Source organism: Ochrobactrum sp. Marseille-Q0166, assembly GCF_014397025.1.
Taxonomy (GTDB): Bacteria; Pseudomonadota; Alphaproteobacteria; order Rhizobiales; family Rhizobiaceae; genus Brucella.
The window spans coordinates 518,199-539,642 of the sequence record NZ_JACJUO010000003.1 but is presented as its reverse complement, the minus strand read 5'-3'; the positions used below and the strand labels follow the sequence as shown (position 1 = coordinate 539,642).

The window sequence follows — 21,444 nt, the reverse complement described above, 5'->3', positions numbered from 1 at the left end:
TGCGTTCCCGGAAACGTGGATAGGAGGCTGCCGGGGAATGGACCCAGGTGATGGCTCGATGTGCGGTTGAGACAATGGATGAAAATACGCGAAGGCGATAGCGATGTTAGAATGGCTGCAAGATACCCTCACTCCAAGTGAGGAAAGCTTGTCCAATGCGGGGCAGTTATCGTCTCGGACATAAGTGTGGAGAGTGCTCCCAGGCGAAAGAGAACTGACCGCCGCCGCTGCGCGGCCGCCCGAACCAAACTGGGCATGCCACTTCGGCGTTTCGCATAGTTCATGATACAATCCACCCGCTATATGCATCTTGCGCCCCACACATGCCGTTTAATGGCCGATTATTGTTTGTATCCGCGCTCGTAGAGTAGCTGACAACTCGGCTCGACCTTGTTCATTGTTGAGATAGCGAACATATCGGAGATGACGAAGATCGAACGGGATATCGTGGTCGCTCTGTGCGATCAGAATAACCTCTCGACCCAAGGTATGTGCAATCCCCGCTTCGTAAAAGACATTCGGATTACGTCCTGAGCAATCGCAGATTACGATGCGAGAGCGGTCAATTAGGGAAACGACATCTTGGATGATTGACGCATTTTCCCAGATATCGTCTGCTCGTCGGCAGCGAAGGCCCACTCCTTCAGCTGCGCCTCGGATTGCATCGAAAACGGGGGTGAACCCAGCATCGAAGGGCATCATAGCTGACGCAAGGTGTGGGTCTAAATTTTCATGCTCAGCTAATGAAAAAACGGTTGGCCGCTGACGCCGGGGCCGTACCTGCCTAAGCAAAAATCGATATAAATCGACCTCTTTTACCGCCCAGTGGTTACGGGAGAATTCGAAATCCCTGGGCATATCGAGTTCAGCTCGATTATTATAAAGCAATGAGTTAGTCAGACTTGGAACATCGGCGTCGAAACTGATTTCGAGTGAGACTTCACCTCCAACGATCCGGGCTCGATTGATCTGCCCAACATATGCGGCTTCATCTTCAGTACCCTCCTCACAGAAAACGCAGGGCAGAGCCGTAAGCCTGTCGATGAGCGGGGCGTTGTTCAGCCTGAACTGTTCGACAATATGCGCTTCCGTATATTCGAACATCCGACCGACAGGAACAGTAACTCTCCCTGAAGTCCAATCGGCGTTAAACATAAGTAGATTGAAAATTTCCGTCCCCCTCTCGCTGAATTACAGAACCACAGTTACGATATTGTTCCGCACTGTAGCTGTAAGCCACGTTCCTTTTATCACTTAACCCATCAATCTCGATAGAACTTTTATTTAAGCTCTTCAGGCGCACATAAAGTAACAAACTCAGATTCCAACGAGAAATCCTCAGCGCCAGAGCAGCCGAAATCCGGACGTCGAAAGCTACTATGACCGACGAAATGATCAAGGTGATTTTAGCTAGTAACTTCTTTTCGATCCTAATGGATGAGTGAGAGGTCAAGCCAAGCTACCGCTCTGTAACCTGGCCTTCCGAAAACCATTGTCGGCGGCCATAAACCGCTAAAGCATCGGAACAATGAGCTTGGTCGGATCGGGTGGTATGGCGGTGCCACTGGCGTTGCGGGCTAAAATCTGGCAGTATGTCTGCAAGTCCTTGAACACCTCTGCCGGAAGCTCCACGGTGATTTTTACTGGCCGTCATGAATGATGGAGAGCTTCAGCTTTGTCATGTTGGCTCCTTCGCCGCGCCGTATACCTGCATGAGTAAATCCCGCTGAACAATTACGCGCACCGGGAACCCCGGCCGGATGGTAAGCGTCGGCTGAATATTGAGCTGGCGGCGCACAATCTGCTGCCCGACATCCGCAGCGGTGTCCTGCGCACTCTCGCGGATCGCCTTGGCAATCTCGTTCTCGTCATTGCTGGAACCGATCTCGGTTCCGATGCCAAGCAGCGTCGAGAGCGCGGCCGCCTTGAACAGTTGCCCCCAATGATGATCGACGCCATCCTCAAGACCGGAGAAGCCTTGGGGATCGGCACCCTGAAGGCGTTCGAGCACGATGGATGTGCCGTCCGGCATGATGAGCCGGTTCCACACCAGAAGCACGCGGCTCTGGCCAAACGCGACCTGGCTGTCATACTGGCCGATCAGGCGGGAGCCTTGCGGGATGAGCAGATGCCTCCCGGTCGGACTGTCATAGACGTGTTCCGTGACCTGCGCGGTGATCTGGCCGGGAAGATCGGACTTGATGCCGGTCATCAGCGCGGCGGCAATCACGGTTCCTGCCTGCACGATGTAGGGCGACGCCTTCTCCTGCACCCGGTCGGCGCTGACGGTGCGGCGATCGGCTTCGGCGTTGACGAAGGCAAGTTTGCGATCCTGCATGTTCTGCGCCGAACCGGAATCGAGCGGCGGGGTTTCGGCCGGAAGATTGAGGCCGTTGGCCGCGTCAGCGTTCGTTCCGGCCACGGATGCGACCTGCTGATTGTCGGCCGTCCTCTCTCCCCGGCTATCGGTGAAGAGTTTTGCCAGTCGCGCCGCCTCGATCTCGGCAAGCCGGCGCTGTTCGTCCGGATCGACACGCGGCATCTGGATTGCTGGTGCTGCAACCGGCTTGCCCTGTTCCTGCGCCCGCAGGATCGGACGACCGAGGTCGCCGGGAAGTGCCGGACCAAGTTTGGGGATGTTGGTATAGTCCTTCGGCAGACCGGCCAGCCCATCGGCCGGAGTCTTGCTGTCCACTTTGTAGAGTTCCGTCGCGGGCTGGCTGCTGCGACGGCTCGTGTCGAGCGCCCAAAGCAGAGCGCCAGCAATGGCGATGCCCGCAACGCCGCCGGCTCCGATCAGGATTTTCCGCGAAAGCCGCGTGACACGCGGCGGTTCGGGCCGCAGGCGCAATTGCGCGGCAATGTCCGTTTGCGGTGATGGTGCCTGTCCGCTCATCGGTCGCCCCCAGAGGAAAACAGCGCCGTGCGTTTCGCCGCCGGCCGGCCATCGGTGCGGACGATACGAACGCGCTTCTGCGTGTCCTTGTCGCCAAGCCGGAGTTCCGCGGCGGCAAAGAGCCGATCCACGACATAATAGTTCTGGCGGGCGCGGTAGTTGACCAGTTCGGAACTGCCCGATCCGCCGATGACGAAGAGCGGCGGCATTTCCCCCTGTCCGATGCCGGACGGAAACTCGATATAGACTTTTGCGCCATCATCGAACGCGCGCAGCGGCCGCCACGGTGCTGCATCGCCCTCGATACGATAGCGGAAGTTGATCTTCGATATGTCGACGCCGGACGCGACGGCCTGTGTTTCCGCTGCCTTCGCATTCTGGCGGCGCAGGGCAATGAGCTGGTCGGCGGGATATTGCCACGAGACGGACGCCATATAGGTCTTCTCCGTCGAGCGCAGTTCCAGGTGATAGGTGCGCAGGTTGGTGTTGATGACAAGGTTGGTCTGAAGATCCGGCCGCGTCGGCTTCACGAGGATATGGACCTGCTTGGTGGCACCCGAACCGCTTTCGGTATCGCCGATGATCCAGCGCACGGTGTCGCCGGCCGCGACCGGGCCGGAACCGACAAGGGTTTCTCCGGGCTGAAGCGCAACATCCGTCACCTGACCGGGAGCGGCATAGACCTGATAGAGAGCACCCGCCGAGAACGGATAGACCTGCACGGCGTTAATAAAGCCGTCGCGAACCGGCTGCATTCTGGCGGCCTCATTGGCGGCGCTGATCCGGGCCTTCGGGTCGGTCGCTTCAGCGGTTTTCTTGCCGCCATCCACCGGCTTCAACTGGCCGGGCAACGGCAGGGTTTTGGGAACCTCGACCACCTTCACCGGCGCGACCGGATCGGTTGTCCGTATAGCCGGGGCCGCATCGTCATAGTTGATTTCCGGCGGAATGTACTTTTTCGCGCAACCGGCAAGCGCGGTTGCCGATACCAAAGCCAGAACCATTGCCGACGCGCGGCTCGACTTCATGCGTGATCCATTCGTCTTCATTGCCCCATTTCCTTCGACCAGTTGATTGCGTTGACATAGACGCCGAGCGGATTGGCCCGGAGTTTTTCGGCGGTGCGCACCTGCTGGATCACGACGGTCAGGATGGCCGTCCAGCGTTCGGTGCCGGAAAGCTGACCGTTCTCGTAGGAGCGTTCCACCCATGCGATGCGAAAACTGTCCGGAGAGGCGCGGATGACGCTGGAAATCTCCGCCGCGATCTGCGTCTTGCCGACTTTCGTGAACGGGTCATTCGAGCGGGCGTAATCATTGAGCGCGATCGCGCCGCGATCCGTGGTGAACTCGTAGGCGCGAAGCCAGTTCTGCCGGACGATCACCGCATCAACGGGAATGGAGCGAACCTGCTCGATGAAGCGGGCCAGATGCCATGCGATCTGCGGGTCAGTCGGCTTGTAGTCGGCCACGGCGGGCGCAGTAGCTTGCGCCTCGCCGAATTTGTCGATCTGCACCACCCACGGAACCACCGTGCCGCGTGTCGATTGCCAGACAAGGGCGGATGCGAAACCACCGGCAAGGAAGAGAGAACCAAAGGCCATGAGCCGCCAGTTGCGCGCCTGCACGCGGGCCGAGCCGATCCGATCATCCCATGCCTGCCCGGCACGCTGATAAGGCGTTTCGGGTTCTGGCGTGCGGGCATAGCGCACGGAAGGACGCTTGAAGAGTGTCATCATTTGTCATCCTGATTGAGAGAGACGGACATGGAGCCGCCGCCGTGATCGCCGGAACGAACCGTGTGGGCTGCGGTACTGACGCCGTGGTGCATGGTGCTGTTGCGCTTCATCCGCTGCGCCCAATCGGGCGCGGATTGCGGAGAAATGTCGGAGCCGGATACGGCCTGGGACGATTGCGATCCGGCATAGTCCGCGTCGTTGGCGGCTGCACCACCACCACCAACGCCGCCGGGACTGACCTCGTTCTTTCCGCCCGTCGCCTTCCATGCGGCAGCCTGACCGGAACGGTAGCTGGAGCGCATGGATTCCCCGGCGCGGCTCGCCACGTCACTTCCCTTGTTCATGACAAGGCCAGCACCGGCCTTGGCGACACCGGCAAAACCGGCAGCACCACCGCCCGTTCCAGTCGTACCGACCGAAGCGTCACCCAACCCGTAGGCAGTTCTTGCACCACCGGCCAGGGCAGCGCCACCGCGTGCGCCGCCGGAGATTGCACCGCCTGCCACACCCAGACCGGCCTTTGCAGCCATGAAGCCGGCAGCACCGATACCGGCGGCGGCAAGGCCGGTCCCGACCGCCGCACCCGCGCCAAGCTGCGGTGCACCGGAGACAAGGCCGGTGGCAATGCCCGTGCCGAAGATCGACAGGCCCATCAGCGCGAGCGCACCGAGAACCAGCGACAGGGCTTCGCTGATGGTGGGCTGTTCGGAGAAACCGGCGGTGAACTCGCTGAACAGGCCGGAGCCGATGCCAACAATGACGGCCAGAACCAATATCTTCACACCGGAGGCGACGATATTGCCGAGCACCTTTTCGGCGAGGAAGGACGTCTTGTTGAAAAGCGCGAACGGGATCAGTACGAAACCGGCAAGCGTCGTCAGCTTGAACTCGATCAGGGTGACAAAAATCTGGATGGCCAGGATGAAGAAGGCGATCAGCACCACAACCCATGCCACAAGCAGCACGAAGATCTGGATAAAGTTTTCGAAGAAGGAGATGTATCCGGTCAGTTCGCCCACGGCGGTCAGGATCGGCTCGCCGGCATCGAGCCCGACCTGTGCCACCCGGCCAGGCTGAAGGAGTTCGGATGCCGACAGGCTGGAGCCGCCGGCCTTCAGGCCAAGCCCGGAAAAGCTCTCGAAAACGATCTTGGCGAGATTGTTGAAATTGCCGATGATGAAGGAGAAGAAGCCGATATAGAGGGTCTTCTTCACGAGCCGCTGGATAATGTCCTCATCGGCGCCCCACGCCCAGAACAGACCGGCAAGCACGATGTCGATGACGATCAGCGTCGAGGTCAGGAAGGCCACTTCACCGGATAACAGGCCGAAACCTGAATCGATATAGCTGGTGAAGGTTTCGAGGAAACGGTCGATCACGCCGACATTATTCACGGCCCGTCTCCTTGTTGATTGCGTCGTCCCCGTTACCAGCCGTTTCCGGCGGGGGCTGTTGCGGCTTCGGTGGCGCCGGCTTGTCGATCCGGAAGAAGCGGCGGCGGTTTTCCGCCCATGCCTTGCGGCAGGCAACGTCTTCGAGCGCCGCCGTGCCAAGGTCGCGGCAACGGACAAGCTCTCGCCTTGTGGCGGGTACAGAGGAAGGGTCGCCGCCCGGGCGCGCGATGCGGGGGGCTTGCGCATCAGGCCGGTCTTCATCGTTTCGCAGGGCGGCGATGGCGGCGGTCAGCCCTGCACCAACGGCGAAGACGGCGATCATCCGGGCGGCGATCTTCGTGTCCATGACGTCCCTACTCCTCAATCGTGGAACATGCGGACGCTGGACGAACTGTAGGCAGTCCCCGTCATGAAGCGGGAAAACTGCTCGCGGGCCTGCTCCTCTGCTGCGGCCTGCCGGGATTGCTCGAGCGCGCTGGCACGGCCCTGCGCCGCCAGCATGGCGGTCAGGTCGGAAATCTGCTTGGCCTGCACCGCAAGAAGCTGGTTGCCGGCCTGCGTCGCCTGAAGCACGCCGACGGAAGACTGGCTGGCGGTGACAAGCTCGCTGGTCTGTTGTTGCGTCCCCTCGATATTGCCGACCGCGACGGCTCCGGCCTTCAGCGAATGCTCGAAGGCCGAGACCGATTGCTGCCAGCGCTGCTGCGCCGAAGAGACCAGTTGCGCGGCGGTGCGGTCACTGGTCGCAAAATCGCGATAGGTGGCGTTGAACTGCGTCTCAATGTTCTGGACGTTGTAGGCGAGTTGGTCCGCCTCGTTCAGAAGCGACTTCATCTGAGAAAAGTTGCCTTCGATCTTCGACAGGAGCGAGGTCGGCAGGCTGGTGAGGTTTTTGGCCTGGTTGATGAGCATCTGCGCCTCGTTGGCGAGAGACGTCACCTGATGGTTGATCTGCTCCAGCGCGCGGGCGGCGGAAAGCAGGTTCTGCGAATAATTCGTCGGATCATAGACGATCTTCCACGCCAGTGCCGGCGACGGCGTGAACGGGATCACGACAAGCGGCAGGGTGACGGGAAACAGGATGGCGAACGCGCTGACGGCGCAGACGAGAGCACGGGCACGCGGAGAACGGGCGAGATGCCTCATAACGGAAACTCCTCTTCGGATGATGGATCGTTTGTGACGGGAGCATTGTCTGCCCATGCAGGATCGTCCTCGTTGGAGCTGGTCGCACCGGACGTTCCGGCGAGGACGTTGGTGAGGTCGGGAATGAGATCGGCGGCCCAGCGAAGCGCGTTGGCCTCCAGCCATGCTTCGAGGAAATACGGCTTTGCGCCGTCCTTCATGAGCGCGTCGATCAGGGCATGGGCGGCCTTGTCCGACGACGCGCAGAGCGCCAGAGCTATATGGCCAAGGCCAAGCTCGAACAGGCGATTGCCGCGCCGGGACTGGCAGTAATAGTCCCGCTTCGGCGTGGCGCGGGCGACGATTTCGATCTGCCGGTCATTGAGGCCGAACTGGCGATAGACGGTGGCGATCTGCGGTTCGATGGCGCGCTCATTGGCGAGGAAGATGCGCGTCGGGCAGCTTTCGACAATGACCGGCGCGATGGGTGACGCCTCGATGTCGGCGAGCGATTGCGAGGAGAAAACGACGGCGACATTCTTCTTGCGCAGCGTCTTCAGCCATTCCTTGATTTTCGAGGCAAACCCGCCGTCGTCCAGCGCCCGCCAGCCTTCGTCAATGATGAGCAATGACGGGCGGCCGTCGAAACGGGACTCGATGCGGTGGAACAGGTAGGACAGAACGGCCGGGGCAGCACCCGTTCCGATCAGCCCTTCGGTCTCGAACGCCTGCACGGACGCTTCGCCAAGCCATTCCATTTCCGCGTCGAGAAGACGGCCGTAGGGACCGCCGATGCAATAGGGTCGCAAAGCCTGTTTCAGCGCAGACGATTGCAGCAGCACGGTCAGGCCGGTGATGGTCCGTTCCACGACCGGCGCGGACGCCAGAGAGGTCAGCGCTGTCCAGAGATGTTCCTTGACATCGGGGGTGATCTCGACGCCTTCGCGGTTGAGAATATCCACCAACCAGTCGGCCGCCCATGCCCGTTCCGGCGTGTCGTGGATACCGGCGAACGGCTGGAGCGACACGGTATTCATAAGCGCCGTGTCGTCGGAGAGCGAGCCGCCAAAATCCTGCCAGCCGCCGCGCAGGGCCAGCGTGGCGGCGCGGACCGACCCGCCGAAATCGAACGCGAAGACCTGTGAACGCTGATACCGCCGGAACTGCAAGGCCATGAGGGCGAGCAACACGCTCTTGCCGGCACCTGTCGGGCCGACAACCATCGTGTGCCCCACTTCCCCGACGTGCAATGAAAACCGGAATGGCGTCGCGCCTTCGGTCTTGGCATAGAACAGCGGCGGCGCGTCGAGGTGCTCGTCTTTCTCCGGGCCGGCCCAGACCGCCGAGAGCGGCATCATGTGCGCCAGATTGAGCGTGCTGATCGGCGGTTGCCGGACATTGGCATAGACATGGCCGGGAATGCTGCCCATCCATGCCTCGATCGCGTTGACCGTTTCCACGATGGCCGTGAAGTCATGCGACTGGATCACCTTTTCCGCGAGACGGAGCTTTTCGTCGGCAATCCGCGGATCGGCGTCCCAGACCGTGACGGTCGCGGTCACATAGGCTTCGCCAACCTGATCGGAGCCGAGATCCTGAAGCGCTGCGTCCGCATCAAGGGCTTTGTTGGCCGCATCCGAATCCAGAAGAACGGATTGCTCGTTGGTCAGCACCTCCCTGAGGATTGCGGCAACCGATTTTCTCTTGGCAAACCATTGCCGCCTGATCTTCGTCACCAGCCGGGTTGCCTCCAGCTTGTCGAGCATGATCGCACGCGTCGACCAGCGATAGGGAAAGGCGATCCGGTTAAGATCGTCGAGAATGCCGGGGAACGTTACGGTCGGGAACCCGATCACGGTCAGGGTGCGAAGATGGAAATCGCCCAATCTTGGCTCCAGCCCGCCGGCAAGCGGCTGGTCGGCCAGCAGCGCGTCGAGGTGCATGGGCGTTTCCGGAACCCGGACCTTGTGGCGCTTGGTCGATATGGTGGAATGCAGATAGGTCAGCGTATCGGCATCATTGAGCCACACCACTTCCGGCACGAAACCGTCGACCAGGTACAACAGCCTGTCGGTGCGGTCGATAAAACTCTTCAGCAGTTCGCGCGGATCGACGCCGGTGCATTCGCGGCCCTCGTAAAGCCAGCCTTCCATGCGCGAAGCTTCTTGCGCCGGCGGCAACCAGACGAAGGTGAGATAATAGCTGCTTTCGTAAAGAAGGCCGCTTTCCTCGAATTGCTCTCGGCGCTCCACGTCCAGTAGAGCCGATGCACTGTCGGCAAAAATGCTTGCGGGATATTCGGTGGCCGGATTGCGTTGCGCTTCGACAAAGATCGCCCATCCGGAACCGAGGCGGCGCAGCGCGCCGTTGAGCCTTGCCGTGGTGCCAACCAGTTCGGATGGCGTGGCGCTGTCGAGATCGGGACCACGGAAACGGGCGGTGCGCTGGAATGAGCCGTCCTTGTTCAAGACGACGCCCGGAGCAATCAGCGCCGCCCAAGGCAGGAAGTCGGCAAGACCGGCATTCTTCTTTCTGTATTCGGAGAGGTTCAACATGGTGCTCTCCTCACACGCCCATATGCGCCGGATAGCGCAGATGGCGACGGCCGACGTCCACGAATTGCGCGTCACGCCGCGCCGCCCAGACGGCGGCAAAATGGCCAATGGCCCAGATCACCAGACCGGCGACCCAGAGGCGAAGGCCAAGGCCCACCGCACCGGCGAGCGTGCCGTTGACGATGGCGACGGCACGCGGTGCGCCGCCGAGCAATATCTGTTCGGTCAGCGCCCGGTGAACCGGCGCAAAGAAGCCGCGAACATCTTCCTCCATCAGACCAGCGCTCCGCCGCCGAAGGAGAAGAAGCTGAGGAAGAAGGAACTAGCCGCGAACGCGATGCTGAGACCGAAGACGATCTGGATCAGCTTGCGGAAACCGCCGCCTGTGTCGCCGAAGGCAAGCGCAAGGCCGGTGGCGATAATGATGATGACGGCGACGATCTTGGCGACCGGGCCTTCGATCGATTCCAGAATCTGTTGCAGCGGTTCTTCCCACGGCATGGAGGAGCCGGAAGCGCGGGCGGGAGCCGCCATCAGCAGCGTGCCGGTCACAAGCGCTGTCGCGTGGGCAAAACGGATGCGGAGACGGCGAAGGCCGCAAGATGCGGACAGAGCAAACATGGTCATTGCTATTCTCCTTTCGGGTGGGGTTGGCGGTCGGAAGAAAGTTGAGCGTTGAGGGTGCGGTAATCGCCGCTGACGGGATCGATGCCGTCCACGAGGGCGATTTCGGAAAGGCGGCGGGCGGAACCGCGGCCGGAGAGAACGGCGATCACGTCGATGGTATCGGCGATCAGCGCACGCGGGACCGAAATCACGACTTCCTGCACGAGCTGTTCGAGCCGGCGTAGCGCGCCAATCGCGGTATTGGCGTGGATCGTGCCGATCCCGCCAGGATGGCCAGTTCCCCATGCTTTCAGGAGATCAAGAGCTTCCGCGCCGCGCACCTCGCCGACAGGGATACGGTCGGGCCGCAGGCGCAGCGACGATTTTACGAGATCGGAGAGCGAGGCCACGCCGTCCTTAGTCCGCATGGCGACCAGATTGGGCGCAGCGCATTGCAGTTCTCGCGTATCCTCGATCAACACCACACGGTCCGCCGTTTTGGCGACTTCCGACAAAAGGGCATTGGTGAGCGTGGTTTTGCCGGTGCTGGTCCCGCCCGCAACCAGAATATTCTTGCGCTTTTCGACGGCGAGCCTGAGAACATCGGCCTGCGCCTGTGTCATGATCCCGCCCGCCACGTAATCCGACAGGGTGAAGACGGCGACGGCGGGTTTGCGGATCGCGAAGGTCGCGGCCTTGACGACAGGCGGCAACAGCCCTTCGAACCGCTCGCCGGTTTCCGGCAGTTCGGCCGAGACGCGAGGATTGCCAGCATGGACTTCTGCGTCGACATGGTGGGCGACCAGCCGCACGATGCGCTCGCCGTCTTCCGGCAACAGAATCTCGCCGGTATCGGCAAGGCCTTCCTTCAGGCGGTCCACCCACAAGCGGCCGTCTGGGTTCAGCATCACTTCGACGATATCAGGATCTTCGAGATAGCGCGCGATGTTCAGCCCGAGCGCCGTGCGCAGCATCCGCGCCCCGCGTAAGATAACGTCCCGGTCATGATGGTCCCCTTCCGGCCATCCGCAACACGGTCGGATGGCGACGGGGACAATCAAGAAAGGCACAATTTACGCCTTCGCAACAAGATTATTTCAGACTTCGCACGCGGTCGTAGAGGGTCGAAAAAATACTTGCCGCTCTCGGTGTGGAAAACACATGGCGCGACGTCACTTCGACGCCGCAAGCCGAATCAGCTTTTTGGCTTCAGAGCGTCCAGAAATGTTGTGAGAACCGGGTTTCTGTTCTCCGGCTTCCAGCAGGCGATGTAGCCAAGCCGGGTCGCGCCGCTTCCATCGTGAACCGGCCTGTAAACGACGCCAAGCCCGGTTATGCCTGAAATGGCCTCGCATTGCAGGCTGATCCCCTGCCCGATTCCAACTTCGCTCAGAATACTTTCACGGCTCAACCGCCTCGTAACGATCTCTGGATGATCGGAAGGCGCTGCCAGATGACGAAGTAGGATATTGCGAATATCTGGCCCCGGATCGTGATAGCTAATGAGGAAGCGCTCACCTTTCAGTTCAGGCCAGTAGATGATGGATTTTTCCGCAAGCCGATGGTTCTCCGGTAGCGCCGCAACGAGTTGCTCCGATCCGAGTGCAAGAGTATTCAGCAAAGTAACCCTGCCCGGTTCTCCAAGGATGATCGCCACATCTATAGCACTCGCCAATACTCCTGCTCTGAGTTCGATATAGGGCATCTCCACCAGCTCGACGTCGATGGAAGGATTGCCTTGGCGAAATTCACGAAGGGTCGTGCGCAAACGACCGGTGGAAAGTGATTTGTAAAAGCCCACGACAACCCGGCCAAGTTTACCGGCCTTGCTCGCTTTGGCCCGCTCCTTGAGTTGCTGAACGTCCTCCACTATACGCCTCGCACTGATGATGAATTCCTCACCGCTCGGGGTCAGACGCGCGCCGGTCGAAGCACGGTCGAACAGCGGAATGCCAAGTTCGTCCTCGACTTCCTTGATCCGTTTGCTGACAATCGGTTGCCTGACATTGAGTTCGTTCGCGGCCGCGCTGAAACTGCCATTGCGGGCGCTGGCGACGATGTACTGAAGATGGCGTAGTTCCAATCCTGTCCTCCCTTCCGGTCCGGGCTATGTGTTTGTCTGAATACTTCTATGCTCACTCCTGAAATGCGCATCCCAATCCGGTTGAAGAACCGGGTTACTTCGCCAGCTCCGTCACTCTGTTGATGGCGGCGGAGAAACCATTGAGGGAGACGGTGAACGTCGGAACCTCGCCGCCGCCGTTGCGCGTGGCAGTGATGATGAGCTTCCCGGCCTTCTTCATGGCATCGGTTGCGACGGTCGGAAAGCTGATCGGCACGAGGCACCCGGACGGAACGCAGGTCGAGAACCGAGCACCTTGGCCAAGGTTCTGCTCGTCTAGCTTGAGCTTCACGCCGTCGTCCAGATGCAGGCCGAATGGCAGCAACAGGACGCCGCTGGTCTGTCCATCCGCCGGCGGCTGAAGGTCTATGGCGAAGAGGCGCTGGCCGGTCTGGCTATTGCCCTGTTCCTGGCTGAAACCGCAACGCTTGCTGTTATCGGCAATGGCGCAATTGACAGTCCAGTCGCCATAGACCTCGTTAATGGAAGCCGCGCCATTCGGCAGAGAGACGGCGGGTTTTTTGTCGTCCTGCACCGGTGCGGCGGCAAGAGTACGGTCGCCCTTGGCGGTTGGTTGCGCTTCCTGAGCGAAGGTCGGCACGGCGGAAAGTAAGAGGGCTGCGATGACAGAGGCGAACATGGAGGACGTCGGAATCTTATACGGCATTGTGTGTCTTTCGTTTCATATCTTATGAGATAGGCGGCCCGCTCACCTGACGGTAAAGCGCACCGGGGCTGTAATGGTCTTGTTGACACCTGGAGGCGGCGCTGGCACCGGCGAGGCACGGCGCACGAGATCAACCACAGCATTGTCGAGTTCCGGGAAGCCCGATGATCGTGCCAGTGACGCCGACAGCACATTCCCAGCGTCATCAATGCGGAACCGGACATAGGCCGTTCCCTCCTCTCTTCTCGACTGCGCCCCTGAAGGGTAGCGCTTGCGCCGCTCCAGATGTGCCATCAGCCGCGATTGCCATTTTGCCGGCGACACAGAACCGAAGCCCATCGCCGCCGTGCTCTGGTTTGCCGCGTTGCGGTTCGATTGTGTGACCTGTGCGGAGGCCTGTGTGGATGCCTTTGATTTCGGCGCAGGCTTCTCTCGTTTTGGCTTTTGCACCATATCCTGTTTTTTCGGCTTTGGTTTCTCAACCGGCTTTTCTTTTTCAGTCGGTTTTGGTCGAAAGACCGGAATCGGAACCTCGACGTTTTCCAGTTGCGTGACGATCTCCTGCTCGACCGGATCGATTTCCGGCTCCGGTGTGATTTCAGGCTCGGTTTCCGCTATTTCCTCCTTCGGTTCTTCCGGCTGGGCATCTTCCGGCACGGGCTGTTGCGCTTCCTCCTGTGGCTCCTCGACCGGTTCCTTTGCCTCGCTTTTGGCTTCGAGTGCGTTCTCGGCCTGCTCGGTGATTTCATTCGTCTCGGTTTCTATGGCCTCAGGCTCTGGCGCAAGCTCGATCATGATTGCAGGCGGCGGGGCATTGTCAGCCATCTCGATCGGCGGTTCGCGCGTCAGCCACAGCCATATGCCTCCATGAGCGAGAAAGACGGCAAGACCGGCTATTAACCAGAGCACGACTTCAGAACGGGAGAACATAACCGGCATCAATTCTTCGGAAACAGGCCGAACACCAGGACGCTCAACCATTTCGGCTGTTGCTTCTATTTCCGGCTGGCGATCACCCATGGGTAGAAACCATTGCCTTTCCACTGTCATAGGCCTCGGTCTGTGTTCCATGCTGCGGCATATGCACTGCCCTGTGCATCAATTCACAAACGTTGCAGGGGAGCGAAACAGCTTTGTTGTTCTTCTTCGCTGAGGACTTCGATTTTCTGTTGGCAGCAAGATCAGCGACGCTGTAACGGTTCATTATGTCGAGGAATGTCGTCTCGGCGACAGTCGCGATTGCGACAAACACCGGATTAACGTCACCCGTCTGCCGTCCGTTATCGCTGTCTCGATTCTGGGCATGACGCACGAGATCAGGCTGAACGTGACGCAGCACATCGCCAAGAAGAATTTCCTCTGCAGGAATTGCAAGACCGATACCGCCGTAGCGGCCCCGCTCGGCGAACAGAAACCCGGATTGCAGAAGCAGCCTCACAATATGAGCAGCATGATCCTTCGATGTATGTGCCGAGCGTGCTGCATCGGCGGTCAGAATTACCCTGTCCAGCGACTGGGCACAGGCGACCAGAATATCGATGGCTATTTCCGACTGTCGGGTCAGGCGCATTCATCTTCCTCCCTTTTCATTCGCCGGCAAGCGGCACGACGGACGGATTCCGGTCGTTGGCGACAGCGAAACGGTCGCTGCCCTGCGCGGCATGAAGCTGGCGGTAGCGGCCGTCCTTACGGACGATCAGTTCCGCGTGGCTTCCTTCTTCGGCAATCCGGCCGTCCTCGACCACGACGATCCGGTCTGCATTGGCGATGGTCGCAAGCCTGTGCGCGATGACCAATGTGGTGCGGCCCTGCGACAGTTCGGCAAGCGACTGCTGGATGGCGCGCTCCGTTTCGGTATCGAGTGCGGAAGTCGCCTCATCAAGGATCAGGATCGGCGGGTTCTTTAGGAATATCCGGGCTATGGCAAGACGCTGCTTCTGCCCGCCTGAAAGCTTGACGCCGCGTTCGCCAATGATCGTATCGAGACCGGCAGGCAGCGATGCGATTACACCATCCAGCCTTGCGCGGCGGGCGGCTTCGGCAATCTCCGCTTCCGAAGCGTCGAGCCGGCCATAAGCGATGTTCTCTCTTATGGTGCCAGCGAACAGGAAGACATCCTGCTGGACGATGCCGATATTGGAGCGCAGCGACTTCAAGGTCATGTCGCGGATGTCGATGCCGTCGATCAAGATCGCGCCGCCCGTCACCTCGTAGAAACGCGGCAGCAACGAGCATATCGTGGTCTTGCCCGCACCGGACGGGCCGACAAAGGCAATCGTTTCTCCTGCCTTGATGGAAAGGTGCAGGCCCTCGAATACCGGCTTGTCCAGGCTGTAGCCGAACCGAACATCGTGATAGTCGATATCACCGTTCAGCCGCTCGACGGAACGTGCGTCCGGTCGGTCGGCAATGTCCGGCCTTGTATCGAGGAACCGCGTGTAGCGCTGGAAGCCGGCGATGCCCTTCGGATAGCTCTCTATGATCGAGTTGATCTTGTCAATCGGACGGAAGAACACGCCGACCAGCAGCAGGAACCCAACGAAGCCGCCAGCGGTCAGCTCGCCGCGCACGACGAACCATGCGCCCGCCAGCATCACAATCACCTGCACGAAACGCATGGACAGGTAGGACAGCGACATGGATGCCGCCATCGTCCTGTAGAACTCCAGCTTGGTTGTGAGATAATTGCGATTGTTCTCCGCGAACAGTGCCCGTTCATGATCCTCGTTGGTGAAAGCCTGCACCACGCGGATGCCGCCGACATTCTCCTCGATGCGGGCATTGAACTCGCCGATCCGGCCGAACAGCGCATGGGAGTTTGCCATCATCCGCTTGCCGTAAAGCGTGGTGACGATTGCCGTGATCGGAACGATGATCGCGGTGATCAGCGCCAGCGGTACGTGCACCCACATCATCAGGATGAACGCGCCGATCAGCGTCATGATGGCGATGAACAGGTCTTCCGGGCCGTGATGGGCGACTTCTCCAATCTCTTCGAGGTCCTTGGTCAGCCTCGCGACCAGATGGCCGGTCTTCTGGTTGTCGAAGAAGCCGAAGGAGAGCTTTTGCAGATGGTCGAAGGCTTTCCGCCGCATCTCGGTCTCGATCTTGAGACCAAGCATATGGCCCCAATAGGTGACGATGACCTGAAGGCCGGCATTGACCAGATAGATGAGCAGCAGGCCAACAGAAGCCAGCGCGATCAAACCAAGCTGGCCCGTTGGCAGGAGCCGGTCGATGAACAGCGTCACGGCGACGGGAAAGGCCAGTTCCAGGAGGCCAGCCGCAACGGCCGAGGAGAAGTCCAGTGCGAACAGGCCGCGATGCGGACGATAATAGGCGGCGAAGCGCTTCAGCAGATCAGTCACGCTGCTGCTCCTTTCATTTAGCCCTTCCTCGATTCCAACGGTGCGGATTGCTCAGACAGTTCAATCACGGTGGTTCCACCGACCGTTAGAGGCTCTACTATCAAGACGAATTCGTGTGGTACTTCTTGCACCCTGATCATAACGAAAATCGCCGGAGTCTGATTTGGAGCGCTCCATCGCCTGATAACCAGTCAGGACTTCACGCCCCTTCGGAACGATCAGCGGGGTATTTGACATCGGATCGGGAATGACGATGGATGGCAGGCCAAACACGTCTTCAACCAACCGTTCTGTGACGATGGTTGAAGGCCTGCCTTCTGCGACGATCATGCCGTCCTTCATGGCGATCAGGTGCGAGGCATAACGGCAGGCATGGTTGAGATCATGCAGCACGGCGACGATGGTGCGACCCTGACGGTTGAGATCGGCCAGCAGGTCCATGAGTTCGATCTGATGGGCGATATCGAGAAAGGTAGTCGGCTCGTCGAGCAACAGGATGGGCGTTTCCTGTGCCAGCACCATTGCGATCCAGACACGCTGGCGCTGGCCTCCTGACAGTTCATCCATCTGTCGGCCGGAAAGATCCGTGACGCGGGTTGCCTCCATCGCGGCGATGACGGCTTCCTCATCACCCTTTGACCATTGCCGGAAGAAGGACTGATGCGGATAGCGGCCGCGCGCCACCAGATCGGCGACCGTAATGCCGTCCGGTGCGATTGATGACTGTGGCAGCAGACCGAGACGGCGGGCAACCTCTTTCGCGGCAAGATCGGAAATGCTGCTCCCGTCGAGGATCACCTGTCCGGCGGAAGGCACGAGCAGCCGGGACAATGCCCTGAGCAGCGTGGACTTGCCGCAGGCGTTCGGCCCGACGATCACGGTGAAGGAACCATCCGGGATCGAGACGGACAGGCCTCTGGAAATCGTCCGCTCGTCATAGCGCAGGGTTACGTTGTCGACGTGAAGGCGACCAGACCGGAATTGAGAATTGGTCATTTACGGCCCTCCCGTATCAATAGCCAGATGAAGTAGAGACCGCCGATGCTGACCGTCATGACGCCGACGGGGAGCTGAACGCCGAAAGCATGCTGTGCGGCCCAGTCGGCGGCAAGCAACAGAAGACCGCCCGTCAGCGCGGATGGAATGAGAGCGACACCGGCGGCTCGGGTCAGCCGCCTTGCGATCTGGGGTGCGGCGAGTGCGATGAAGGAGATCGGACCGGCAGCGGCGGTGACGATTGCCGTCAACGCCACGCCGAGAACCATCAGGGCAAGCCGCGTGCGGTTGGCGTTGACACCGGATGCTCTTGCCACATCGTCGCCCATTTCGAGCTGACGCATCGGGCGTGAAAGCAAGAGGGTCAGCGGAGTAATAACGGCAAGGGCCCCCACAACCGGCGCCAGCTGTTCGAAACCGAGGCCGTTGAGCGAGCCTGCGCCCCATATGGCAGCAGACATGGCTACCTGAAGATCTGCCTCGCGGATCATCCATGCGTTGAAGGCCGACAGCATCGCCGCCACACCGATGCCGACGACGATCAGGCGGAAACCCTGCACGCCGCGCCAATAGGCCAGAAGATAAACGGCCATCGCCGTGACGATGCCGCCGATCAGCGCGCCAGCCGCCGTCTCGTAATAGCCGCCGGACAGAAGCAGGATGACCACCAGTGCGCCGGTATAGGAGCCGGCCGAGAAGCCGATAATGTCGGGTGAACCAAGCGGATTGCGGGTGAGACTCTGGAAGATCGCTCCGCTCATGGCGAGCGCGCCGCCGAGCAGGAAGGCCAGCGCCACGCGCGGCAGACGCCATTCCACCACGATCATTCGCACCATGTCGTCGCCACGACCGGCGAGCGCGGCAAGCACGTCAGCCAACGCGACCGGATACTTGCCGCTTGCCAGCGAAAGACCGGCAATACCGAGTGCGATAACAGCAAGCACAAAACCGGTGAATATCGATAACTTGTCGAACCGGGCCGACAGACGACCACCAACACTTCGCAGGACGTATACGGAACGGCCGAAATCGAGATGGGATGATACGGCGGCTATCATAACCCACTCGCTTTCTTCCGACGTGCAAGCAGGATAAGCACCGGAGCGCCAATGAAGGCGGTGACGATGCCGGCCTCCAGTTCGCCCGGAAACAGGACCAGGCGTCCGCCAATATCGGCAGCCAGCAGCAGCACCGGCGCATAGATCATAGTCATGGGGATGATCCAGCGTTGATCCGGGCCGGTACACCACCGCACCACATGCGGGACCATCAGGCCCACGAAGCCGATCGGACCGGAAGCGGCGGTGCCGGCTCCAGCCAGAAGGGTTACGGCGATGAGGGTCAGTATCCGGGCGCGTAGAATGTTGGCACCCAGCGAACGAGCCAGATCGTCACCGAGCGCCACGGCGTTGAGAGAACGGGCGGCAATCAAAGCAATCACCAGCCCAATCCCTATGAACGGAGCGACCGTTGCCACAATCTCCATATTCCTTCCGGCAACCGAGCCAATGGACCAGAAGCGCATGGAATCGAAGGCTTGCGGATCAAGCAAAGTGATCGCAGATCCAATCCCACCAAGCACGGCCGACAGCGCGACGCCGGCCAGCACAAGCCGAACCGGCGTTGCACCGTCACGGCCCGCTGCCCCGAGCACGTAAACTGCAAGAGTGACAAGGATCGCGCCGAGAAAGGCGAACCAGAGATAGGCGTCAATGGAATGAAAGCCGAATAGCCCAACCGCCAGCGTCACGAAAAAGGCGGCTCCTGCATTGACGCCGAGAATGCCCGGATCGGCCAAAGGATTGCGCGTCGCGGCCTGTATCAGCGCGCCCGACACGCCGAAAGCCGCGCCGCAAAGCAGGCCGAGCAAGGTGCGCGGCAGGCGATAGTCACGAACCACTATGTGATCAATCAACTGCATATCGGGCGAGAACAACGCACCGAGCGCCGTCCATACTGAAATTGGTCGCGCACCGAACAGGAGGCTTGTGAGCGAAATAGCTACGAGCATAGCAAGACCAAGCAGCAGGCCGGTCAGCCGCTTGGTGTTGCCGATAACAAATCCCGTTCCTTCCTTATCGTCGTGAGGCGAAACAACAACACTCAAACTCGCGCCTGCCCTTCGATCCAGTAGCCTATGGCGTCAATACGGTTCTTGTCGAAGCCAAGCACATCGCGGAAATGCTTGCGGCAATCAGAAACCGCCCGCGCTTCACCGGCGATGTAAATATAGCCGGAACCCTCTGGCAGCTCCGTGATCGTGCGCGCAATACGCGGCAACTCCGTATATCCAGGCCGTTCTGGCTTCAAACCATGACAGGCGTGCCAGGTAACCAAAGCATCAGCCTTGGTGGCTATGACCTGCCGATCATCCTCCGATGGAACTTCCACATGTACAATGGCTCGAAACCCTTCCGGCAGTTCTTCCAGAACACGACCAACAGCCGGAATACCGGTAATGTCGGTCAGCATCAGAAGCCACTGACTGCCCCTGGGAATCCAGAAGCGGCCTTCCGGATTGCAGATGCCAACCACATCGCCGATTTTTGCATTCATGGCCCATGAAGCAGCGACACCATCTTCATGGACAACTATATCTATAGTGATCTCGCATGTGGCGGGGTTCCAGCGGCGGATTGTATAAGGACGGTTTGGGCAATGCTGCGAACCGTCAGGTCTGCCCCATTTGCCGTTCTCCATTTTTACAGGCAACGTTACGGGCGTCTGAGCGTCCGGCTTCAATGCCAGCCGCACCCATTCATCGGGGTGACCACTTGGTACCAACCGTTCGCCGTCTTCAACCTTTAGAACAACCCGGATCAACGATGGCGACAATCTCTCGACTATGATCGCTTCGCCAAAAAAGTAATCCTCGACGTAAGGCTCACAATAATCTCTTTTCCTATTGTCGTTGCGAGCAGGCCGGTTAAGTCGAGAATGCTTAAGGTTTGTCACAGAAATGTCCTTGCCAGTACTTCGGATATGCGCTTGACGAGTTGTGGGTAGCCTTGAAGAATGGAGGGTGCCGTCGGCGACAGAACGGACCAGATTTCATCAGGCGAATCCAGCGTAACAACCTGTCCATTCTTGATTGCTGGCACTGTAGCAAGGATCGGCTGGGCCTTTATTGCAGCGTGAAGCCCGTGTCCAAACCAGCCGACGATGACATCTGCGTCAATGATATCTACACGTTCAAGTCCGATCGACACAGAATATCGTCCCCTATCGGCTCTGCCCAAACCGGCGATGGTGTTCGGCGTTACAAGACCAAGAGATTTCAACAGATCGAAACGCGTATCTCCATCAAGGTAAACATCAATCCCGGCTTGCATCGGGAAATGCGCAACCAATGCCGCGGTTTTGTTTTGAAGGTTTGGATATTTTCGGCAAAGAAAATCCAGTTTCTCTTCTGTATTGTTGATCAGGTTCTGTGCCGCTGATACGCGTCCCAACGCCCGACCGGCAAGACGCATCTGCGCTTTCCAGTCAGCCGACCAAGGAGCCTTTTCAAATGTCACCACCGGAGCAATTCGCGACAATCGCTTGTAAGCAAGAGCGTCAATGCCGGAAAAGACCGCCAGAATTAGATCCGGCTTCAAGAGCGCGATCATTTCGAAATCGAGACTATTGCCCAACAATACCGGCTTGGAAGCACCGATGCCCGCCATGTTCCAATCCGCAATACCACTTTGCCAATAAGGATAGCGAGTCATTGCAATCGGAACTTTTCCGAGTGCTATGACAGCATCCTCACCACCCCAGCCAAGTGTTACAACTCGCACTGGTTCACGACTAACATTTGTTACGCCAAATGCGTGTCTGATGGTGGCGGGAAAAGGTGTATCTCCATGAACCTTGTCCGCAACGGTGACAAGCGACATCGCCGTCATGCCGAAGAGCACACGCCGCCGCCCCATGTTTGTAGGAGACGATTGCCCTTTCTGTTTGCGAATTAGACGGCGATGTTTCATGTTCTC

The 21,444-nt window shown here is 59.5% G+C and carries 22 protein-coding genes; all 22 read right to left on the bottom strand.

The genetic code is table 11. From position 1 onward, the window contains the following. Positions 1-330: 330 nt before the first annotated feature. Positions 331-1,104: a hypothetical protein gene (locus H5024_RS21465; RefSeq protein WP_247875419.1), complete on the bottom strand. Its 774-nt coding sequence runs from the start codon at positions 1,102-1,104 to the stop codon at positions 331-333. Between the two features lie 408 nt (positions 1,105-1,512). Then, positions 1,513-1,614: a hypothetical protein gene (locus H5024_RS21665; protein WP_328505114.1), complete on the bottom strand. Its 102-nt coding sequence runs from the start codon at positions 1,612-1,614 to the stop codon at positions 1,513-1,515. Between the two features lie 64 nt (positions 1,615-1,678). After that, positions 1,679-2,896 carry a TrbI/VirB10 family protein gene (locus tag H5024_RS20995; protein WP_187549089.1) on the bottom strand — a complete coding sequence of 406 codons (1,218 nt, stop codon included), beginning with the start codon at positions 2,894-2,896 and terminating at the stop codon, positions 1,679-1,681. Continuing rightward, the gene (trbG, locus tag H5024_RS20990; protein ID WP_247875418.1) at positions 2,893-3,924 is read right to left on the bottom strand and encodes a P-type conjugative transfer protein TrbG; all 1,032 of its coding nucleotides are present in this window, start codon (positions 3,922-3,924) and stop codon (positions 2,893-2,895) included. The genes H5024_RS20995 and trbG overlap by 4 nt, the downstream gene beginning before the upstream one ends. A gap of 17 nt (positions 3,925-3,941) precedes the next feature. Then, the gene (gene trbF / locus H5024_RS20985; RefSeq protein WP_187549149.1) at positions 3,942-4,631 is read right to left on the bottom strand and encodes a conjugal transfer protein TrbF; all 690 of its coding nucleotides are present in this window, start codon (positions 4,629-4,631) and stop codon (positions 3,942-3,944) included. Further along, entirely contained in the window at positions 4,631-6,028 is a 1,398-nt protein-coding gene (trbL, locus tag H5024_RS20980; RefSeq protein WP_187549087.1) for a P-type conjugative transfer protein TrbL, read from the bottom strand. The genes trbF and trbL overlap by 1 nt, the downstream gene beginning before the upstream one ends. After that, positions 6,021-6,374 (bottom strand): putative entry exclusion protein TrbK-alt, encoded by a 354-nt coding sequence (gene trbK-alt / locus H5024_RS20975; RefSeq protein WP_187549086.1) that lies wholly within the window; start codon positions 6,372-6,374, stop codon positions 6,021-6,023. Before trbK-alt ends, trbL begins: the two co-directional genes overlap by 8 nt. Before the next feature lie 14 nt (positions 6,375-6,388). After that, positions 6,389-7,174 carry a P-type conjugative transfer protein TrbJ gene (trbJ, locus tag H5024_RS20970; RefSeq protein ID WP_187549085.1) on the bottom strand — a complete coding sequence of 262 codons (786 nt, stop codon included), beginning with the start codon at positions 7,172-7,174 and terminating at the stop codon, positions 6,389-6,391. Further along, positions 7,171-9,708, bottom strand: coding sequence for a conjugal transfer protein TrbE (trbE, locus tag H5024_RS20965; RefSeq protein WP_187549084.1), 2,538 nt, complete (start codon positions 9,706-9,708; stop codon positions 7,171-7,173). The genes trbJ and trbE overlap by 4 nt, the downstream gene beginning before the upstream one ends. A gap of 10 nt (positions 9,709-9,718) precedes the next feature. Beyond that, complete coding sequence (locus tag H5024_RS20960) at positions 9,719-9,982, bottom strand: VirB3 family type IV secretion system protein (RefSeq protein ID WP_187549083.1); 264 nt, start codon at positions 9,980-9,982, stop codon at positions 9,719-9,721. Next, positions 9,982-10,242 carry a TrbC/VirB2 family protein gene (locus H5024_RS20955; RefSeq protein WP_247875434.1) on the bottom strand — a complete coding sequence of 87 codons (261 nt, stop codon included), beginning with the start codon at positions 10,240-10,242 and terminating at the stop codon, positions 9,982-9,984. Before H5024_RS20955 ends, H5024_RS20960 begins: the two co-directional genes overlap by 1 nt. Before the next feature lie 95 nt (positions 10,243-10,337). Continuing rightward, positions 10,338-11,288, bottom strand: coding sequence for a P-type conjugative transfer ATPase TrbB (gene trbB, locus H5024_RS20950; RefSeq protein ID WP_187549081.1), 951 nt, complete (start codon positions 11,286-11,288; stop codon positions 10,338-10,340). A gap of 221 nt (positions 11,289-11,509) precedes the next feature. Beyond that, positions 11,510-12,397 (bottom strand): LysR family transcriptional regulator, encoded by an 888-nt coding sequence (locus H5024_RS20945; RefSeq protein WP_187549080.1) that lies wholly within the window; start codon positions 12,395-12,397, stop codon positions 11,510-11,512. 94 nt (positions 12,398-12,491) lie between these two features. After that, positions 12,492-13,076, bottom strand: a complete 585-nt coding sequence (locus tag H5024_RS20940; protein ID WP_187549079.1) for an invasion associated locus B family protein — start codon at positions 13,074-13,076, stop codon at positions 12,492-12,494. Between the two features lie 69 nt (positions 13,077-13,145). After that, complete coding sequence (locus H5024_RS20935; RefSeq protein WP_247875417.1) at positions 13,146-14,123, bottom strand: energy transducer TonB; 978 nt, start codon at positions 14,121-14,123, stop codon at positions 13,146-13,148. Next, on the bottom strand, positions 14,116-14,673 hold the full coding sequence (locus H5024_RS20930; RefSeq protein WP_187549078.1) for an Rrf2 family transcriptional regulator: 558 nt from the start codon (positions 14,671-14,673) through the stop codon (positions 14,116-14,118). Before H5024_RS20930 ends, H5024_RS20935 begins: the two co-directional genes overlap by 8 nt. A gap of 16 nt (positions 14,674-14,689) precedes the next feature. Continuing rightward, complete coding sequence (locus H5024_RS20925) at positions 14,690-16,471, bottom strand: ABC transporter ATP-binding protein (protein WP_187549077.1); 1,782 nt, start codon at positions 16,469-16,471, stop codon at positions 14,690-14,692. A 60-nt stretch (positions 16,472-16,531) separates the two neighbouring features. Continuing rightward, positions 16,532-17,467, bottom strand: a complete 936-nt coding sequence (locus H5024_RS20920) for an ABC transporter ATP-binding protein (RefSeq protein ID WP_187549076.1) — start codon at positions 17,465-17,467, stop codon at positions 16,532-16,534. Further along, positions 17,464-18,525: an iron chelate uptake ABC transporter family permease subunit gene (locus H5024_RS20915; protein WP_187549147.1), complete on the bottom strand. Its 1,062-nt coding sequence runs from the start codon at positions 18,523-18,525 to the stop codon at positions 17,464-17,466. Before H5024_RS20915 ends, H5024_RS20920 begins: the two co-directional genes overlap by 4 nt. Further along, on the bottom strand, positions 18,522-19,574 hold the full coding sequence (locus tag H5024_RS20910; RefSeq protein WP_247875416.1) for an iron chelate uptake ABC transporter family permease subunit: 1,053 nt from the start codon (positions 19,572-19,574) through the stop codon (positions 18,522-18,524). Before H5024_RS20910 ends, H5024_RS20915 begins: the two co-directional genes overlap by 4 nt. Beyond that, on the bottom strand, positions 19,571-20,422 hold the full coding sequence (locus H5024_RS20905; RefSeq protein ID WP_348770728.1) for a siderophore-interacting protein: 852 nt from the start codon (positions 20,420-20,422) through the stop codon (positions 19,571-19,573). Before H5024_RS20905 ends, H5024_RS20910 begins: the two co-directional genes overlap by 4 nt. After that, a complete protein-coding gene (locus H5024_RS20900) occupies positions 20,419-21,438 on the bottom strand; it encodes an iron-siderophore ABC transporter substrate-binding protein (RefSeq protein WP_187549075.1) in 1,020 nt (339 codons plus the stop codon). The genes H5024_RS20905 and H5024_RS20900 overlap by 4 nt, the downstream gene beginning before the upstream one ends. Between the last annotated feature and the right edge of the window lie 6 nt (positions 21,439-21,444).

What these genes read in the sequence shown, in the direction of transcription:
- trbE (WP_187549084.1), bottom strand. Translation starts at nt 9,708, where the DNA reads ATGTTGAACCTCTCCGAATACAGAAAGAAGAATGCCGGTCTTGCCGAC.
- H5024_RS20955 (WP_247875434.1), bottom strand. Translation starts at nt 10,242, where the DNA reads ATGGCGGCTCCCGCCCGCGCTTCCGGCTCCTCCATGCCGTGGGAAGAA.
- trbG (WP_247875418.1), bottom strand. Translation starts at nt 3,924, where the DNA reads ATGAAGTCGAGCCGCGCGTCGGCAATGGTTCTGGCTTTGGTATCGGCA.
- H5024_RS20960 (WP_187549083.1), bottom strand. Translation starts at nt 9,982, where the DNA reads ATGGAGGAAGATGTTCGCGGCTTCTTTGCGCCGGTTCACCGGGCGCTG.
- trbF (WP_187549149.1), bottom strand. Translation starts at nt 4,631, where the DNA reads ATGACACTCTTCAAGCGTCCTTCCGTGCGCTATGCCCGCACGCCAGAA.
- H5024_RS20900 (WP_187549075.1), bottom strand. Translation starts at nt 21,438, where the DNA reads ATGAAACATCGCCGTCTAATTCGCAAACAGAAAGGGCAATCGTCTCCT.
- H5024_RS20940 (WP_187549079.1), bottom strand. Translation starts at nt 13,076, where the DNA reads ATGTTCGCCTCTGTCATCGCAGCCCTCTTACTTTCCGCCGTGCCGACC.
- H5024_RS20995 (WP_187549089.1), bottom strand. Translation starts at nt 2,896, where the DNA reads ATGAGCGGACAGGCACCATCACCGCAAACGGACATTGCCGCGCAATTG.
- H5024_RS20935 (WP_247875417.1), bottom strand. Translation starts at nt 14,123, where the DNA reads ATGGGTGATCGCCAGCCGGAAATAGAAGCAACAGCCGAAATGGTTGAG.
- H5024_RS21465 (WP_247875419.1), bottom strand. Translation starts at nt 1,104, where the DNA reads ATGTTCGAATATACGGAAGCGCATATTGTCGAACAGTTCAGGCTGAAC.
- H5024_RS20920 (WP_187549076.1), bottom strand. Translation starts at nt 17,467, where the DNA reads ATGACCAATTCTCAATTCCGGTCTGGTCGCCTTCACGTCGACAACGTA.
- trbK-alt (WP_187549086.1), bottom strand. Translation starts at nt 6,374, where the DNA reads ATGGACACGAAGATCGCCGCCCGGATGATCGCCGTCTTCGCCGTTGGT.
- H5024_RS20930 (WP_187549078.1), bottom strand. Translation starts at nt 14,673, where the DNA reads ATGCGCCTGACCCGACAGTCGGAAATAGCCATCGATATTCTGGTCGCC.
- trbB (WP_187549081.1), bottom strand. Translation starts at nt 11,288, where the DNA reads ATGCTGCGCACGGCGCTCGGGCTGAACATCGCGCGCTATCTCGAAGAT.
- trbJ (WP_187549085.1), bottom strand. Translation starts at nt 7,174, where the DNA reads ATGAGGCATCTCGCCCGTTCTCCGCGTGCCCGTGCTCTCGTCTGCGCC.
- H5024_RS20915 (WP_187549147.1), bottom strand. Translation starts at nt 18,525, where the DNA reads ATGATAGCCGCCGTATCATCCCATCTCGATTTCGGCCGTTCCGTATAC.